The sequence below is a fragment of the Pleurocapsa sp. FMAR1 genome, from assembly GCF_963665995.1.
In the GTDB taxonomy this organism is placed as follows: Bacteria; Cyanobacteriota; Cyanobacteriia; order Cyanobacteriales; family Xenococcaceae; genus Waterburya.
The window spans coordinates 571,535-587,062 of sequence record NZ_OY762512.1; the positions used below are offsets into that span (position 1 = coordinate 571,535).

At 39.5% G+C, this 15,528-nt stretch carries 19 protein-coding genes and 1 pseudogene; 9 read left to right on the top strand and 11 right to left on the bottom strand.

Annotated elements, in window-relative coordinates:
• Positions 1 to 113: 113 nt before the first annotated feature.
• A pseudogene (locus SLP02_RS26445) lies at positions 114 to 290 on the bottom strand (transglutaminase-like domain-containing protein); the annotation flags it as partial.
• Positions 291 to 305: 15 nt separating this feature from the next.
• Positions 306 to 1,244: an MBL fold metallo-hydrolase gene (locus SLP02_RS02895; RefSeq protein ID WP_319419148.1), complete on the bottom strand. Its 939-nt coding sequence runs from the start codon at positions 1,242 to 1,244 to the stop codon at positions 306 to 308.
• A gap of 134 nt (positions 1,245 to 1,378) precedes the next feature.
• Here SLP02_RS02895 and SLP02_RS02900 point away from each other — a divergent pair, with 134 nt between their 5' ends.
• On the top strand, positions 1,379 to 1,957 hold the full coding sequence (locus SLP02_RS02900) for a TetR/AcrR family transcriptional regulator (RefSeq protein WP_319419149.1): 579 nt from the start codon (positions 1,379 to 1,381) through the stop codon (positions 1,955 to 1,957).
• A 60-nt stretch (positions 1,958 to 2,017) separates the two neighbouring features.
• Here the strand turns inward: SLP02_RS02900 and coaBC are convergent, their stop codons facing one another.
• From coaBC to SLP02_RS02915, 3 genes are all read right to left on the bottom strand, one after another.
• Positions 2,018 to 3,292: a bifunctional phosphopantothenoylcysteine decarboxylase/phosphopantothenate--cysteine ligase CoaBC gene (gene coaBC, locus SLP02_RS02905; RefSeq protein ID WP_319419150.1), complete on the bottom strand. Its 1,275-nt coding sequence runs from the start codon at positions 3,290 to 3,292 to the stop codon at positions 2,018 to 2,020.
• Positions 3,293 to 3,583: 291 nt separating this feature from the next.
• Positions 3,584 to 3,913 carry a hypothetical protein gene (locus SLP02_RS02910; RefSeq protein ID WP_319419151.1) on the bottom strand — a complete coding sequence of 110 codons (330 nt, stop codon included), beginning with the start codon at positions 3,911 to 3,913 and terminating at the stop codon, positions 3,584 to 3,586.
• Positions 3,914 to 3,983: 70 nt separating this feature from the next.
• Positions 3,984 to 4,418, bottom strand: a complete 435-nt coding sequence (locus SLP02_RS02915; RefSeq protein ID WP_319419152.1) for a globin family protein — start codon at positions 4,416 to 4,418, stop codon at positions 3,984 to 3,986.
• Between the two features lie 226 nt (positions 4,419 to 4,644).
• Between SLP02_RS02915 and SLP02_RS02920 the strand changes: the two genes are divergently transcribed.
• Positions 4,645 to 4,911: a hypothetical protein gene (locus SLP02_RS02920; RefSeq protein ID WP_319419153.1), complete on the top strand. Its 267-nt coding sequence runs from the start codon at positions 4,645 to 4,647 to the stop codon at positions 4,909 to 4,911.
• Between the two features lie 50 nt (positions 4,912 to 4,961).
• Positions 4,962 to 5,777 carry a prepilin peptidase gene (locus SLP02_RS02925; protein WP_319419154.1) on the top strand — a complete coding sequence of 272 codons (816 nt, stop codon included), beginning with the start codon at positions 4,962 to 4,964 and terminating at the stop codon, positions 5,775 to 5,777.
• Here the strand turns inward: SLP02_RS02925 and SLP02_RS02930 are convergent.
• The 5 genes from SLP02_RS02930 to SLP02_RS02950 all read right to left on the bottom strand — a co-directional run bounded on the left by SLP02_RS02930 (position 5,767) and on the right by SLP02_RS02950 (position 10,083).
• Positions 5,767 to 6,555, bottom strand: coding sequence for a methyltransferase domain-containing protein (locus SLP02_RS02930; protein ID WP_319419155.1), 789 nt, complete (start codon positions 6,553 to 6,555; stop codon positions 5,767 to 5,769). The two genes, SLP02_RS02925 and SLP02_RS02930, sit on opposite strands and share 11 nt — an antisense overlap.
• Before the next feature lie 44 nt (positions 6,556 to 6,599).
• Positions 6,600 to 6,767 (bottom strand): DUF6887 family protein, encoded by a 168-nt coding sequence (locus SLP02_RS02935; protein ID WP_319419156.1) that lies wholly within the window; start codon positions 6,765 to 6,767, stop codon positions 6,600 to 6,602.
• 51 nt (positions 6,768 to 6,818) lie between these two features.
• Positions 6,819 to 8,198, bottom strand: coding sequence for an aminopeptidase P family protein (locus SLP02_RS02940; RefSeq protein WP_319419157.1), 1,380 nt, complete (start codon positions 8,196 to 8,198; stop codon positions 6,819 to 6,821).
• Positions 8,199 to 8,222: 24 nt separating this feature from the next.
• Positions 8,223 to 9,317 carry a sensor histidine kinase gene (locus SLP02_RS02945; RefSeq protein WP_319419158.1) on the bottom strand — a complete coding sequence of 365 codons (1,095 nt, stop codon included), beginning with the start codon at positions 9,315 to 9,317 and terminating at the stop codon, positions 8,223 to 8,225.
• Between the two features lie 64 nt (positions 9,318 to 9,381).
• Positions 9,382 to 10,083 (bottom strand): response regulator transcription factor, encoded by a 702-nt coding sequence (locus SLP02_RS02950; RefSeq protein WP_319419159.1) that lies wholly within the window; start codon positions 10,081 to 10,083, stop codon positions 9,382 to 9,384.
• A 147-nt stretch (positions 10,084 to 10,230) separates the two neighbouring features.
• On the opposite strand from SLP02_RS02950, the gene SLP02_RS02955 reads away from it, so the two are divergent.
• Positions 10,231 to 10,632, top strand: coding sequence for a fasciclin domain-containing protein (locus SLP02_RS02955; protein WP_319419160.1), 402 nt, complete (start codon positions 10,231 to 10,233; stop codon positions 10,630 to 10,632).
• A 145-nt stretch (positions 10,633 to 10,777) separates the two neighbouring features.
• Here the strand turns inward: SLP02_RS02955 and SLP02_RS02960 are convergent, their stop codons facing one another.
• Positions 10,778 to 11,692, bottom strand: a complete 915-nt coding sequence (locus SLP02_RS02960) for a LysR family transcriptional regulator (protein WP_319419161.1) — start codon at positions 11,690 to 11,692, stop codon at positions 10,778 to 10,780.
• Between the two features lie 215 nt (positions 11,693 to 11,907).
• On the opposite strand from SLP02_RS02960, the gene SLP02_RS02965 reads away from it, so the two are divergent.
• The 5 genes from SLP02_RS02965 (at position 11,908) to SLP02_RS02985 (ending at position 15,342) form a co-directional block, all read left to right on the top strand.
• Entirely contained in the window at positions 11,908 to 12,558 is a 651-nt protein-coding gene (locus SLP02_RS02965; protein WP_319419162.1) for an NADPH-dependent F420 reductase, read from the top strand.
• A 137-nt stretch (positions 12,559 to 12,695) separates the two neighbouring features.
• Positions 12,696 to 12,857, top strand: coding sequence for a hypothetical protein (locus tag SLP02_RS02970; RefSeq protein ID WP_319419163.1), 162 nt, complete (start codon positions 12,696 to 12,698; stop codon positions 12,855 to 12,857).
• Positions 12,858 to 13,123: 266 nt separating this feature from the next.
• Complete coding sequence (locus tag SLP02_RS02975; RefSeq protein WP_319419164.1) at positions 13,124 to 13,507, top strand: SMP-30/gluconolactonase/LRE family protein; 384 nt, start codon at positions 13,124 to 13,126, stop codon at positions 13,505 to 13,507.
• Between the two features lie 212 nt (positions 13,508 to 13,719).
• Positions 13,720 to 15,087: an FADH(2)-oxidizing methylenetetrahydrofolate--tRNA-(uracil(54)-C(5))-methyltransferase TrmFO gene (gene trmFO, locus SLP02_RS02980; RefSeq protein ID WP_319419165.1), complete on the top strand. Its 1,368-nt coding sequence runs from the start codon at positions 13,720 to 13,722 to the stop codon at positions 15,085 to 15,087.
• Between the two features lie 12 nt (positions 15,088 to 15,099).
• The gene (locus SLP02_RS02985) at positions 15,100 to 15,342 is read left to right on the top strand and encodes a hypothetical protein (RefSeq protein ID WP_319419166.1); all 243 of its coding nucleotides are present in this window, start codon (positions 15,100 to 15,102) and stop codon (positions 15,340 to 15,342) included.
• The last annotated feature ends 186 nt before the right edge of the window (positions 15,343 to 15,528 follow it).

The window sequence follows — 15,528 nt, forward strand, 5'->3', positions numbered from 1 at the left end:
ACAAGGTATAATGCCTTAATCTATCAGTATGATTATACTAAACAACTTGATTTTTTAAACAACCAGGAATGCGATCGCTCAATCTCTGTTTAACCGACTGGGAACACCAGAAGACATTGCCGATGTGGTGGCGTTTGTAGCAAGCGATCGCTGATTACTAAGCCCAAAGTAGAATCATAACCTCGCCAGCCAGCCCCAGGTAAATACACTTCTACCCACGCATGAAGATCTCTTAATTATTGTTCTAGGTCGCCTTCTCGGTAGCCGCTAACGAATCTAGCAGCAATACCAAATTCAATTTTGTATCAACTTAACTCTTTGGCAATACCTTTAATGTTCCCTATCCGCAAATTGGGTAAAACTAGCGAAGTCTTATAGTCAGAATGTTGCTTTTCTAATTGAGCAACAATTTGCTCTTGTTCTGACGGCGTAACTTCGCGATCGCCTGCAAGTGCTTCGGCTACTAAACGACGCATAGTTTCTATATATTTAATCTGAGCCTTGATTAGTCTTTCTACTCGATCTGGTTTACCATGACCATGATAAATTATAGTCTCTTCAGGATATTGTAGTTGTTGCGATCGCAGTTGATTTAGCCAGTTGCTACTAAAACCATCACCCAGAAAAGGAATTGTCTGATTGACTACAAAATCTCCAGCAAATAGCGCATTTTGTTGGGAAAGATAGTAAAGCGTTGTAGTTATAGTTTCATTTTCGGGCAAGTCGATAACTTCAAAAGTAAGCCCACCCAACTTAATTGTGTCTCCAGTTTTTACTATATGGTTAGGAAGAGGAATCGTATCTTTATCTGGAAAATCGTTACCGTGTAGTTGATTACGCGCTTTTATAAACCCTTGTGAATCTGTTTTAAGATCGTTATAGGTAATCTCAGAAGCATAAATCGGAACATCCTCTATTGCAGCATCGACAAATACGGGTAGTCCGCCATAATGATCTGTATGAGGATGAGTAATTAAAATTCCTAAAATCGGTTTATTAACGGCAAGTATTTCATCTAAAGCATATCTGGCTTGAGAAAGAAAGCGTCCTGCATCAATCAAGATAATTCCTTTATTGGTTTCAATCCAGTATAAATTTACCGCATCTATTGGTGGAGATTCATAGCGGTGTATGGTCACTGTTGGCTGGTTTTGCGCCAGGGTAAGATTGGTACTAAAAAACGCACTTAAACCAACCAAGAAAGCAAACAGCACATTTATTAATTTTATTTTGTTAGAAAGCATAGCCCAATTATTATTTTATGTGTCTTCAAAATTTATACTCATAGTAATGTTTATTTTGGTCGATCGACCAAAATACTGAAGAACGATAAATTAGTATTTTTGAATAATGCTCGAATAGTTAATAAAGATAAACAATGGCTGCCAAACGCAACTTTGATAGCGAAGAGGTTTTAGATGGTGTTATGCGTACCTTTTGGTCACATGGCTACAGAGGAACGAGTCTAGAAGATTTAGCTCGTGCTACTGGTTTGCGTAAAGGCAGTTTACATAATGCTTTTGGCAATAAAGAAGATTTGTTTTTGCTAGCACTCGAACGATATGCCCAGCTTTTTGATCGTCGTCTTGACAATGCACTCGATGACCCCGATCCATATCGAGCAATTGAACGCTTTCTAGAAGCAATTGTCGAACGAATGTCAGATTCTTTTAATCCTAGAGGATGCTTGTCAACCTACGCTTGTATAGAGTGGCAGGATTTACCGCCAAAAGCAGCAGCTAAAGTGTCTCACACTTTGGCAGGACTAGAAGAACAATTAACAAAAATAATCAAAAAAGGGCAGCAGCAAAGCAACTTTGCTTCAGATAAAGATGCGCGATCGCTGGCTCGTTTTCTGATTGCGACAACACGAGGCATGGCTACATTACACAAAGTTACGGGCGATTTGGATACTGTACGAGATGTAGCTAATTGTGCGATTGGCGTACTTAAATAATTTGCCAGCCTAGTTTTTTATCCCTTATTCAACACCTAAGTATTTTTACTTCCATCACTTTTAGTGTTTATCGTCTATTGATTCTAAGTAATCAGCGATCGCTTTGGCAATCTCCTTTTTTCCCACTGCTTTTTGAGGTGGTTGGTTTTTTGTTACTAGATAAGCCACCTGCGCGCCTGTAGCTTGATGTTCTTCGCCACGGTTAGCTAGCACCATTTGATAACCCTGCTGTAATCTAGTTTCGGCAATACTGATTAATTCTGCATGGGAGATGTTTTCTTGATACTTAAAAGTAATCATGCCCAAGCTAGGATATTTAGCTTTTACCTCCCTAATTACCTTTTGAGTAGCTACTAGGTCAATTTTAGACAATGCCCCACCGCTAGGGATTTTGCCTGAGTATACTTGAGCAGGTTTATAGTCAGCAACCGCAGCAGAAAAGATTCCATAACGATAATTATTTTCTAATTCTGTCATTACTGCTGACAGATATTCATCGTAGGTAGTAACTATTTGATGGGGGAGATAGCTAGGAGGAGTATAGCTGCCTTGTCCATGAATTAATTTTACTTTTGCGCCTCGAAGATACAATTCTTCAGCGATGCAGATGCCCAATCTGCCTGTAAAGCGATTAGTGAGACGACGTATATTGTCTATCGGTACAGGGGTAGGACCCCCTGTGACTAAGATCGGGATATCCTTGAGAGATGATAAACTAACTGCGCGACATACAGCCAAGGCGATCGCTTTTTCTTCTGGCAGATTGTTTTTACCATTAGCAACTTTGGGCGGGATAATTTTTACTCCCATTTGATTTAGCTGCTGTAGAGATTTAGTCAAAATAGAGTTGTGCAAACTACCGTGCATTGTCGGTGCAATCAGAATTTGACATTTTCCTTTTTCCATTCTGCCAATAGCTGAAGCCAAAGTAGAAGCAATGACACCATCGGCAATGCCCAATGCCATTTTATTGATGGTGTTATAGGTTGCAGGGGCGACTAAATAGGCAGCAAAAGGATTGTCATCGCTGAGGTGTTCCGCATTTGCTGTTAGCTTAGTAACCACAGCATTAGTGGTACTCCATTCCAAAGCATCAATAGTGGTGTATCTTAATGCTTCATTCGAGGCAAAAGCTACGACATCAGCCCCTTGACGGCGGAGAGTACGAGCGATTAAGGGAGCTTTCATGGCTGCAATGCTACCTGTCACCAACAGGGCAATACGCTTATTTTGCAGATGATTTGATTCTAAAGTAACTTGGCGATCCGTAGGGGACGCGATCGCGTAATCGCCTAATTCTGATTCTGGTGGCGGTTGAAAATCCCAATCATTCATATACTACTTTGGAGTAAATATGCGGTGCGTTCAACACTGCTTGCTCTTGCATGAATATATTTTTTCAATACTAGTTTTGAATTCCTGACCTCTGACCTCATTCTCAATTGATATTTCTGATTCGTGCCAGAGGTCTACTACTTGCTCTTGGCTTTTAATCTTTTAAAATATTATCTCAATCTGTTACTTATTAAAGATTCAGTTTTGGTGGGCAAAGATCTTTATTTGAAACGTTTTTTGCGCTGAATTTTATTTTGCCCACCCTACAAAAGCTTATTACCTATTAAAGATTCAGCCTTTCGTAAATAGCTGATATCCCCCTGTAAAGCTAGCTAAGGAAAGAACAAACTGCCAAAGACTAGTCGGTTGTAGAATTGCTTTACTGCTTAAGAATACGGCAACAATACCAATGGCGATCGCAATTCCTGCCCAACTTTTAATAGCGCGAGGTAATACAAAAAGCATTAACACTCCTGCGGTGAGAAAGAGAATAGACGTATCGGCAGCGACTCCCCGCCACCAGTAAAGATAAATGTTATTGGTAAAGTAAATATTTTGTCCTAAAAAATAAACTCCTAGTAGCAATAAACCTAATCCAAGTAACCTAGCAAATAATCTCATATCTTTTATGTGATTAAACTCTAATTCTAGGTTGCCCAAATGCTCATGCTTAAATATATAACCATCAATTCTAAGTTTCTAGATTAAGGACTTCTGGAGGATAATTACAGCCATCTAACATTATTTCTGTGATAGCCGAATAGGCTTCCGTCCAAGCCACTGCATATTCATCTGTCCATTGGTCTTCTAGGACGACAGCCATTGTTTTAAGTAAGTTTCCGCCGACCTTGGGATAATGTTCTGGCAGAACTCCATACTGTACGTGTTTAGCACCCAAGCCTTTAAGCGCGCTTGTCAAAGTATCTGGCTTAGTGAGGTTGTTCACTACTAATACCAAGGAGTCAAATAATTTTTTAGCTTGCTCGTCCATCTGAGCATCAGAAAACAAGGGTTTAACCTCTGGATAATCTTTAAATAGATTACTGTAAAAATAATTGGTAAAATCAGTTTCGCGATCGCATATCAAAGCAAAGCTAGTTTCTAGCAGATCTGTTTTAAGAGTCATAAATTCAAATAGAGTTTGGCAAAAGAATCTAAGCTACAAATAATATTACAGAAAAACCTTATACCTTGATGCCATAACACCAAAATAAGAAGTACAAATGAATTGATTAGCTGTTACTCTCTACAACTTAACAATTGCCAATTTTAGTAACATAAATTAATCTTTTTAGTTTTCTTTCTCAAAAAAATTAGGTTAAATTTAGAGGTGTCTTTTGAGGGATTGTCCAATGAACTCTACACCGTCTACGCGCAAAAATAATTTGACTAAATCCGAAGACCCGAATATGATATTTTTCGATCCTACCTTGATCGAGGCAGCTAGAAACATCTATCGAAAGTACTATAGTCTAGGTGTGTCAGCCAACAGCCAACCCATGGGAATAGTAATTAATCGAGATAGCCACAGAGGACAGCTAGCATTTAAAAATAAGCCAGTGCTGTTGCCCAGAGAATGTTTTATTCCTATTGGACAAATCGAAGCTGATACTTATTGAAACTAGTATTGTTAATTATTTAATTATTATTTTATTTGTATCGTTAAGCTATGGAAACGCTGGTTACAGTAATCGCATTTAGTCTTGCTTTTACTTTTGGTGCCTGTATTGGCAGTTTCCTAAATGTAGTTATCTACCGTATTCCTGCTGGAATATCTTTAATACATCCCCCTTCCCGCTGTCCTCGTTGTCTTCATCAGCTAGGTGTGAGCGAAAATGTTCCCGTATTTGGCTGGTTATGGCTTCGGGGGCGTTGTCGGTGGTGTAAAACTAAAATTTCTAGCCGTTATCCAATTATCGAAGCCTCCACAGGATTAATCTTTGCTTTGGTTTTCTGGCGATTTGGCTACAGCATTGAAACCGTTGGCTATTGTGCTTTTTTGGCTTGGCTACTGGCTTTATCTTTGATTGATTTAGACACCATGACTTTACCTGCCCCCTTAACTAAATCGGGTTTAGTTTTGGGGTTAGTATTTCAAGGGATTTTAGGCTGGCATCTGGCACAAGGGCGGGGAGTCGCTAATCAACTAATGTTTGGGGTTGGTGGCGCGACTACAGGTATCTGGTTACTCGAAATTATTGCTTTGTTGGGTACAATCATGCTGGGACAACAGGCAATGGGTGACGGGGATGGAAAGCTAATAGCAACTATTGGGGCTTGGATTGGCTGGAAGTATGTTTTAGTCTCTAGCTTTATCGCCTGTGGAGTTGGTTCAATTATTGGCGGTGGCGCGATCGCTTTAGGTATTATTAGCAAGAAACAACCCATGCCTTTTGGTCCTTTTTTAGCTTTGGGTGGTGCCTTAAGTCTCTTTTTTGGCGAGGCAATTATTAATGCTTACGTTAATGCTTTTTTTAATTTTTAGCTATACTAGCATCAACTTCTAACCTAACCATGGAAACATGGGCAAGTCCCTGAGAGTCTAGAGGATTTTGGGCTAGAAAATAATCTACAAACTGAGCAATAAAATCATCGCGCTTATCTTCTGGTACGCATTTAGTAAAAGGCATCCAGGTTGTGCGTATCCAACCTGCTAACCCCTCTTTGCCTTTGTGAGTCATGTCTTTTGGTACTAATTCTAAACGCTCGATCTTAAAGCCAGATTTTTCTAACCAGATCTGATAATCTTGAAGTCCATAAAAGTAATAAGGATTGTGGAAATCATTAAAGTAAGCACTCCAGCTATCAGAAGTTGTCAATTCTGCAAAAACTTGCAAAACCTCAGCAGCATTTCCTTTTCCTCCACAGGAAATAATTAATTTTCCACCATCTCGCAAAGCCGAATTTGCCCCCTTGAAAAATGCTTGGTGATTGTCTACCCAGTGCAGGGCAGCATTAGAAAAGATGAGATCGAATTCCTGCTTAAATAAAAGCGATCGCGCATCCACACAATCAAAGGTAAGATTAGGATATTGACTGGTAGGATATTTCTTAGCAGCATAAGCAATCATCTCAGGAGAGCTATCTGTTCCTATCACTTTGCTTTGTGGTACGGTTGCAGCAAAGTCAGCCGTAATTTTTCCATCACCACAGCCTACATCTAAAATGGATTTATAATTTTGTAGATCGATGTTCTTTTTTAACTCTTGCGCCCATTTCAATTGTGCATCTGAGTTTTTAGCGTAATCTTCTGGATTCCACATGAAATAGATTTTAATTCTAATAGACAAGATGACAACAAACTACATTATTCATATTCTTCAATGACTTGTTTCAAGATACGTTCTTGTTCTTCAACTGACGTATTTGCTGAAATAGTAATTACATTTTGTTTTGGTCTTGATTTAAGTTCTCTTAAAGCTTCTTTGTCATGTCGATTATCCAAAAGATGTTTTTTTAGCTGACTTTTAGACATTAACTTATATTTCGTCTCCAATTTCTACCTTCACTTTTAAATATTCAACGTTTATAGGAGCAAATCCTCAATATCTTCTACCTTAGTTGGCAAATCCGCAGTTAAAACTTCTGAACCAGAATCAGTTACCAAAACATCATCTTCAATGCGGATACCTCTTACATCACTAAACTGTGCCAAACGTTCCCAGTCAACTACATCTTGATATTTGGTACGAAAATCAGAATGATTCAAAATAGCAGGAACTTGATAAAAACCTGGTTCAATAGTGACTAACATCCCTGATTCTAAGGGGCGATTTAATCTAAGATAGCCTAGCCCAAAGCGATCGCTCCTTTCTCTCCCTGCTGCATATCCCGCCAAGTCTCCTAAGTCTTCCATGTCATGAACATCTAAACCTAGTAAATGTCCGACACCGTGAGGGAAAAATAGAGCATGAGCATCAATGTCTACTAAATCTTGAGGGTTGCCTTTCAAGATGCCCAAACTTACCAAGCCTTCGGCAATTATTTCAGCAGCTAGTAAATGAATATCCTGATACTCCACGTCAGGAAACATTTTAGCAATACAGCGATCGTGTGCAGCTAAAACTATTTCATAAATATCTCTTTGGGTGCTAGAAAACTTGCCTGATGCCCAGGTACGGGTAATATCTGCTGCCCAGCCATTAGGGGTTTGGGCACCGACATCGGCTAAGATCAGATCTCCTGGCTGTAGCTTATTGTGATAGGACTCGTTATGTAAAACTTCTCCATGCACGGTAACAATGCTGTTATAAGCGCAACTCATATTGTGGGCAATAATTACTCTTTCCATTGCCCCTCGTATCTCTGCCTCAGTAGAAGAATGTCTGGTGGCTTGAATTCCTGCTTTGTGTGCTTGGATTGATACAGCAGCAGAGTATCGTAATTCCTGTAATGCTAAAGTGTCGTGATGCGATCGCAATTTAATTATAGCTCGTGCTAATTCTAAATCAATTCCTGAAGCGCGATCGGATAGTGCTAAGGGACGATTTAATAGTTTACACTGCTGCTGGTAAGTAATTTGCTCCTGTACGGCTATAGTTGCAGCAGCTTTTGTTTTGTTAGCTAACTCGGCTAAAGGATAAACTAGATCTGCACCAATCATTGCGCCTATTTCTTCCCTTTGAGGCATTGCACCATGCCAGATTGCTTGAGAAGGTGAATTATTATCCATAAATAGCTCTAGTTTGCCGCCTTCTATGCGGATAGCAGCATCAGCTAAGGATAATCCCGCAAAGTACAAAAAGTGGCTGCTGGCGCGAAAAGGATATTTATTGGCAAAAAAGTTGCGACTGATAGGGCTACTAGACCATAAAATAACTGGATGTTGAATCAGTTGCCCTAATTTAACTCTTCTTTGTTTTAAGATTGTAACTAAATTGTTCGTATCCATCAAAAACTGATTCATTAAACCTCTGACGTGAATAAGATATTAAGCTTTTGGGTATTTGTTAAACGATGACGCACTCTGGGGACGAGATCTTCTAGCAGGCAAGAAAAATTTAAAGGTACTGCCTACTCCTAACTGACTGATAACAAATATTTCTCCTCCATGGAGTTCTACCAAACGGCGAGAGATGGCTAAACCAATACCTGTACCACCATATTTCTGAGAGCGGGATTTTGACGATCGCCAGAAGCGTCGAAACACATGAGCTAATTCTTCTTCGGGAATTCCAGAGCCAGTATCAGTCAGGGAAATCCAGACTCTATCGATATCAAACCAAGCTTTGAGGGTGATCTGACCTTGAGGAGTGTGGCGAATGGCGTTACTAAGCAAATTAACCAAAATCTGTTCTAAGCGATCGCTATCTGCCATGATGTAGGGCAAATGATTAGAACAGTCTAAAGTTAAAGTGCGATCGCTATCTAATAACTGATCGCTAAACTTTTCTACTAGGGGATTGAGAATAGAGCGCAGGTTTACTGGGCGCAATTTGATAGCTAGGTTTCCTGCTTCGGCTTGAGATAGTTCTTGTAGATCATTAACCAAACGCTGAAGACGCTTGGTTTCATGAATCAGCCGAGCATAAATTGTCGAGTTGGCCAGAATAATACCGTCGGCAATCTCTTCTAAACGTCCACGAATTATGGTCAGAGGTGTTCGCAACTCATGGGTAAGGTCGTCAATAATTTCTCGCCTTCTTTGTTCTACATCCTCTAAACTAGCTGCCATACGATTAAAACCCATTGCCAGGCGATCTAATTCAGGAATTTCTAAATGGGACATTCTCTCATCTAGCTTACCGTTGGCAAATTTATCAACAATACTTTCCATTTGGTTTAATGGCTGGACAATTCGCTTGGTAATCCAATAGCTGAGGATTCCTGCTGCCAAAGTACCGATTAAAAATGACCAAAAATTACCTCTAGCCCAAGCTGTCTTAAATACTTCTAAGAGCAAAGAATTGGCAGTATATATACTTAAGTCTTTTTCTTCTAAAGCTCTGACCTGAAATTGAAAAAATCGGGGAGAAAAAAAGTTCCCCACTATCGAAGAGGCTGTCACCCCTACAACAGTTACCAAAATGTGCGAAAAAAAAAGTCGGGCCTGTAAATTCAGCTTTCTCATTTTGCTCTGGCTAAAATGACTATAAGTCTTCAAATTTATAACCTACGCCGACAACAGTTTGAATGAAGATTGGTTTACTGGCATGGGGTTCAACTTTCTTGCGTAGTCTAGCTATATGAGTATCAATCACCCTTTCTTCGCCAAAAAAATCATCACCCCAAAGCTTTTCGATTAGTTGTCCCCTTTCCCAAACTCTGCCTGGATGTTTGATAAACAAAGCCATGAGCTTAAATTCAGAAGAGGATAAATCAAGCTGTTCTGTTGATTCAGGATCTAAATGGCGATTGATACAGTGTTGTTCTAGGTCAATGGTAAAAGATTTGGTCTTGATCGATCCCAGGCGATCGCTTTCTCGCAAACGACGACGTAACAAAGCTCGCACCCTAGCAACTAATTCTCTAGGGCTAAAAGGTTTGATGTAATAATCATCAGCCCCTGTAGACAAACCAATGATGCGATCAATTTCTTCCCCCCTAGAAGACAACATTAAAATGTAGGGGTCATTAGCCACTGGTTTTTGGCGAATTTGGGTGCATATTTCTAAACCATCTATTCCAGGAAGTCTAATATCGAGAATAATTAAATCAGGCTGTAGTTCAGCAAAAAGCTGTAAAGCTGCGTTACCGTCATGACAGACGCAACAAGAAAACCCTTCTGCTACTAAACATTCTTGAATGATTTCAGCTATCTCACGCTCGTCTTCAACGATTAAAATCTCCATAGTTAAGCAAATTACTTTTTTGATGATTTAGGAATTTGATATTTAATTGCACCTTTATAGTTATGTAATTTTACGATCTTTCCTGGAACGAATAAAAAACCCAATGCCAAAAAGTATTATAATTATCCTAAATTTTTAAAAAATGATATGGCAGATATTGTTGATATTGCAGTGAACACAGAGGGTTTTAGTACATTAGTCGCTGCGGTCAAGGCAGCTAATTTAGTAGAAACCTTGAAAACGCCAGGACCATTTACCGTTTTCGCTCCTAATGATGCTGCCTTCGCCAAGCTGCCTCCAGGTACGGTACAAACCTTAGTTGACAATCCGCCTCAATTAGCCAGAATACTAACTTATCATGTGGTTGCAGGCAAATTAACCAAAGCAGATTTAAGTCAGGTAGATTCTGTAGATTCTGTAGAAGGTTCGCCAATTTCAATTAATTGTGCTGATGCTTTTGAAGTAAAAAATGCCACAGTAATTGCAGCAGACATTGAAGCCGATAATGGCATTATTCATGTGATTGATAACGTTATTTTAATGGGATAACACTAGCAACGCTACGCTTAAGTAGTGAGTAATAAGTAACAAGTAACAAAAGGGTACTATATGCAAAAGTGCGCCTTTGTGACCTCTGACCTCTGACCTCTGACTTCATTTTCAACCAGTGTTTCTGATTTGTGCAAGAGGTCTATTACACATCTCGTATCGCCTCGATTATTTGTTGTCGTAACCATTGATGTGCCAGATTATTAGTATGACGCTGATGCCAAACCATGGATACAGTGAAGCTTTCCATGGCAATAGGTGGAGGTAAGATTTTTAGGCTCATCGCTTTGGCGCATTGTTGAGCCATCCGCTTGGGTAATAATGCCATACAGTCGGAATTGGCTAATAAAAAAGGGACTGTCATAAAATGGGTTGTAGACCAAATTACTTGGCGAGACTGCTGCTGTAGTTCTAAAAGGCGATCGCTTTCTCCTTGAAAATCATCTCGCAGAGATACGAGAATGTGCGATCGCGCTAAATAATCAGCTAAAGATATTTTTGTTATTGAGTCGTCTCCTCGAAAGACACAAACAAATTCTTCCTGATATAAATCTTTCTGAACCTGCCAACTTTTGAGGTTTAAGCTGGGGTTAATTGCTAAGTCTATTTCATTGTCATCCAAAGCATCCATCACGGTTGATTTGTCTAAATGATTAATCCGAATCCGTATATTTGGTGCTTGAGTAGCTAACTGCGGTAATAAATTTACGCCAATAGTGGCTTCTACATAGTCACTAGTCGCAATTTTAAAAGTATTGGTTGCTGTGGCTGGATTAAAAGTTTCTTTTTCTAGTAAAGTTGCTTGAATTTCTATCAGAATTTGTCGAAGGCGATCGCTTATCTGCCGTGCATAAGGCGTAACTTCCATCTCTCTAGAAGTGCGAATTAAAATATCATCATGCAAAATAATTCGTAGTTTTTTCAGCGAATAACTCATTGCCGATTGACTCAGATTAAGCTTTTCGGCTGCTTTGGTGACGCTGGCTTCGGTAATTAAAACATCTAGGGCGACTAACAAATTTAGATCGAGTTGGCGGAGATTGGAGTAGTTAATATTCATTTAAAATTTTGATATTGATAGCATCAATATATATTATCCATAAGATTTGTTTGACTAATACATTCAGTTTTATTACTCTACAGATACGAACACAGAAATAATTTGCACCTGCAATTTCGCATTTGCTTTCAATATTAGTTTTGATTTCCATTTCAGTTATTAAATATCTCAGATAGATATCAGTTAAACTTGATCGCCTAAATAAAGGAGTAACAATGAAAATTGGATTTATTGGTTACGGAAGTATGGCTGAAGCATTAGCTTCTAAATGGGTTACTAAGCACTCGCTCTTTATTGGTGGGCGCAACCTGGAAAAAGCTGAAAAGCTGGCAAAAAAATTAGGAAAAACTGTTGAATTTGGTTCAGAAGCCGAAGCTGCCTCGTTTGGCGAAATTGTAGTCTTGGCAACTAGACACGAGGCGGTTTTTGAAGCGATCAATGCTGCTGGCGGGAGTGATGCTTTAGCTGACAAAGTTTTACTCGATATTAATAATCCAGTAGATAAATCTGATTTTTTAGCAAAAACTTATGATGGCATTTCTTTAGCGGAAGAGATAGCTAGAGTTGTCCCCAATGCTCATGTAGTTAAAGCCTTTAATATGTGTCAAGCGAAAGTATGGCAGATGAATCCTCCAGTATTTGACGATCGCCCTTTTGTGGTAATGTATTGCGGAGATAACAATTTCGCTAAACAAAAAATTGCCACTTTAATTGAAGATGTTGGTTGTGAAGCTAAAGATATTGGCGATTTAAAATATGCGCGAATGCTCGAACCTGCTGCGGCGATCGTCATTAAATTGCTCTTGTCAGGACACGATCCTTATACAGTCCTTAATCTTATCCAGCCAGAATTAAAAGCAATTTAAGCCAATACGTAAACTAACCACAAAAATCAATAAGTTCAATAACAAATAAACAAACGGTTCGGGCTTTTTACAACTATATCTATTAGGGTAAGCTAGACCAAGCTCTATCTGAATGTACCACCACAGAGTTAGAGTGGTTGGTTGCGATAGAAAATGCCGAACTCAATGCAGAAATTCCTTGGGCGGGAATCGTACATAAAGGTCATCAAGGTTTTAAAAAACTAAACGAACAACTCGCCAAAGAGTTTGAGGGACTGCAATTTGAAGCTCAGGACTTTTTGCTGAGGTCGATACAGTAATCGTCTTTGGTACTTTTAAAATTAAGCATCGTCAAACAGGTAAAATCGCCGATTCTGATTTTGCAGTTCGCATTACAATGCGCGACGGCACCCTCGACAGTTCCTACAACGGGGGAAACCCCCGCAACGGACTGTCTCGCAAAATGGCGAGGGGGCATTTCTTTGAAAATACTTTTGGTGTCGCTTCGGCGCGTATACTCAAATAGGATGTCAAATTCCAGCAGTCAGAAAAGATGAAGCTGAAAAAATTTTAAATTAGTTCATTAATGGCGATCGCCGTATTGGCAATTGCAACTAATAATAGAGCGATCGCCCAAAAAGATACGGAGTTTTCTCAAGATATCGTGTCATCTGAAATTGTGGCATCTTTACCTAAAAGATATTTCTTAGAGAATACGGCTGTTGGTGCTGATAGAGCTTTTTATATTACTAATTATGTGGGTAAAGAAATCTGGCGATATCATCCTGAAGATGGCTTAAGTCACTTTGCCGAACTCGATGCACATCCAATTGGAATTAATTTTGATTCAGATGGAACTGCATACATCGGCGCACATCAGGTTAGGCAGTTTTTGGTTAATGCACAAGTCAAAAGTATATCGTCCGATAAAGTTGCACCCTATATCAAACCAGAGGCGGAAAATGTTTGAGAGTATTAGGCGATCGCGATCAAAAACCATCAATAGCAATCGATGATTTAATTTTGTCTGCTTAACCCGAACTCACGTTATTTAGATATATTTAATGAGCAGCATGGTATCTGTAGGTTACGCTTTAAAAGACTCTGGTTGTATTCAAAATAGATTAAATCAGTTAATGCTTTATAACATAACCGTTTATTAAATAATCAATCATAAATGAAATGATCCAAGACAGAGTAATTGTAATCGGTGGTGGTTTAGCGGGAACAGAGGCAGCTTGGCAAATAGCTCAAGCAGGGGTGGCTGTTACTCTTTATGAAATGCGCCCCATCAGAACTTCTCCTGCTCATCATACAGAAGAATTAGCCGAATTAGTCTGTAGTAACTCTTTTGGCGCGAACAATAGCGATCGCGCTGCGGGTTTACTTCATGAAGAATTACGCCGTCTTGGTTCGAGAATCATTGCCACCGCCGATTATCATTCTGTTCCCGCAGGTGGAGCATTAGCCGTAGACAGAGGGGTCTTTAGTAGTGATTTAACTAGAACTTTAGCTAGCCATCCTCTAATTGAATTAAAAAGAGGCGAAATTACCGAAATTCCCCAGGATAGTATTGTCGTGCTTGCCACTGGCCCTTTAACTAGTCCCCAGTTAACAGAAGACCTGCAAAAGTTTACGGGCATGGAATACATGAGCTTTTTTGATGCTGCCAGTCCTATTATTGTTGGTGAATCTATCGACCGAGAAGTCGCTTTTTTGGCATCTCGCTACGATAAAGGTGAGGCTGCTTACCTCAACTGCCCGATGAACAAAGAGCAGTATCTTAATTTTCAGCAAGAGTTATCTAAAGCCGAACAGGCAGAATTAAAAGATTTTGAACGGGAAACTGCTAAATTTTTTGAAGGCTGTTTGCCTATTGAAGAACTGGCACAACGGGGAGAGGATACTATGCGCTATGGGCCGCTCAAGCCAGTAGGCTTGTTTGATTCTCGTCTAGGAGATTTTCGCGCCCTAGAAAACAAAGGTAAACGTCCCTATGCCGTCGTTCAACTGCGTCAAGAAGACAAGGCGGGGCAACTATGGAACATGGTCGGTTTTCAAACTAATCTACGTTGGGGAGAACAAAAACGGGTCTTTAAATTAATTCCAGGTTTAGAGAATGCCGAATTTGTACGTATGGGAGTCATGCACCGCAACACCTTTATCAATTCTCCTCAGTTATTAGAACCAACTTTGCAATTTAAAAGCAAGAAGACTATTTTAGCTGCTGGTCAACTAGTTGGTACGGAAGGTTATACCGCAGCAGCAGCAGGAGGCTGGTTAGCAGGTACAAACGCTGCTCGTTTAGCACTAGGACAAAAACCTCTGAGTATGCCTGAGACAACCATGATGGGCGCGCTCTTTGATTTTATTAGTTCGGCATCTCCCAAACATTTTCAGCCCATGCCTCCTAACTTTGGTATTATTCCCCCATTGCCAACTAAAGTTAAAAATAAAAGAGAAAGATATGGTCAGTATCGCGATCGCTCTTTTGCCGATTTAGCTACCTGGAAACAATCTTTACAGCCAGAATTAGCCACGATTAATTAAACGAGTCCAGATATGAAAGAACAAATTGTCACTTGGATAAACCGCATTCTTGTTGCTGATGTATTTTTAGTTTTCTTTGGCTTTATCTGGTTTGCGATCGCCGTTATTGGTCGTTACCTTAATGTTCCTTTGGGTTTCGATATTTGGTATCGACTTTGGCAGCCAGTTTTCAATCCAGCGATCGGTATTCTCTTTTTAGGGGCATTTGCTACCTGGTTAATTAATAAAATCTCTAGCAAGTTTGGTTCTGAATAAATTATCAGGTAAGGGTTAGTAAATATTCAATTTTCAATTGTCTAAAAGTTAAGAGCTAAAAGCTACGAATAGTATTATCAAAATCTAGCCTCTAAATCAACAACGTTTAGGCAGGGATTGCCAAAAAAAGACGATGAGCTAAGATTGCAGATATAATTACCTTTATTTTTTTAGATTTTAATTGAT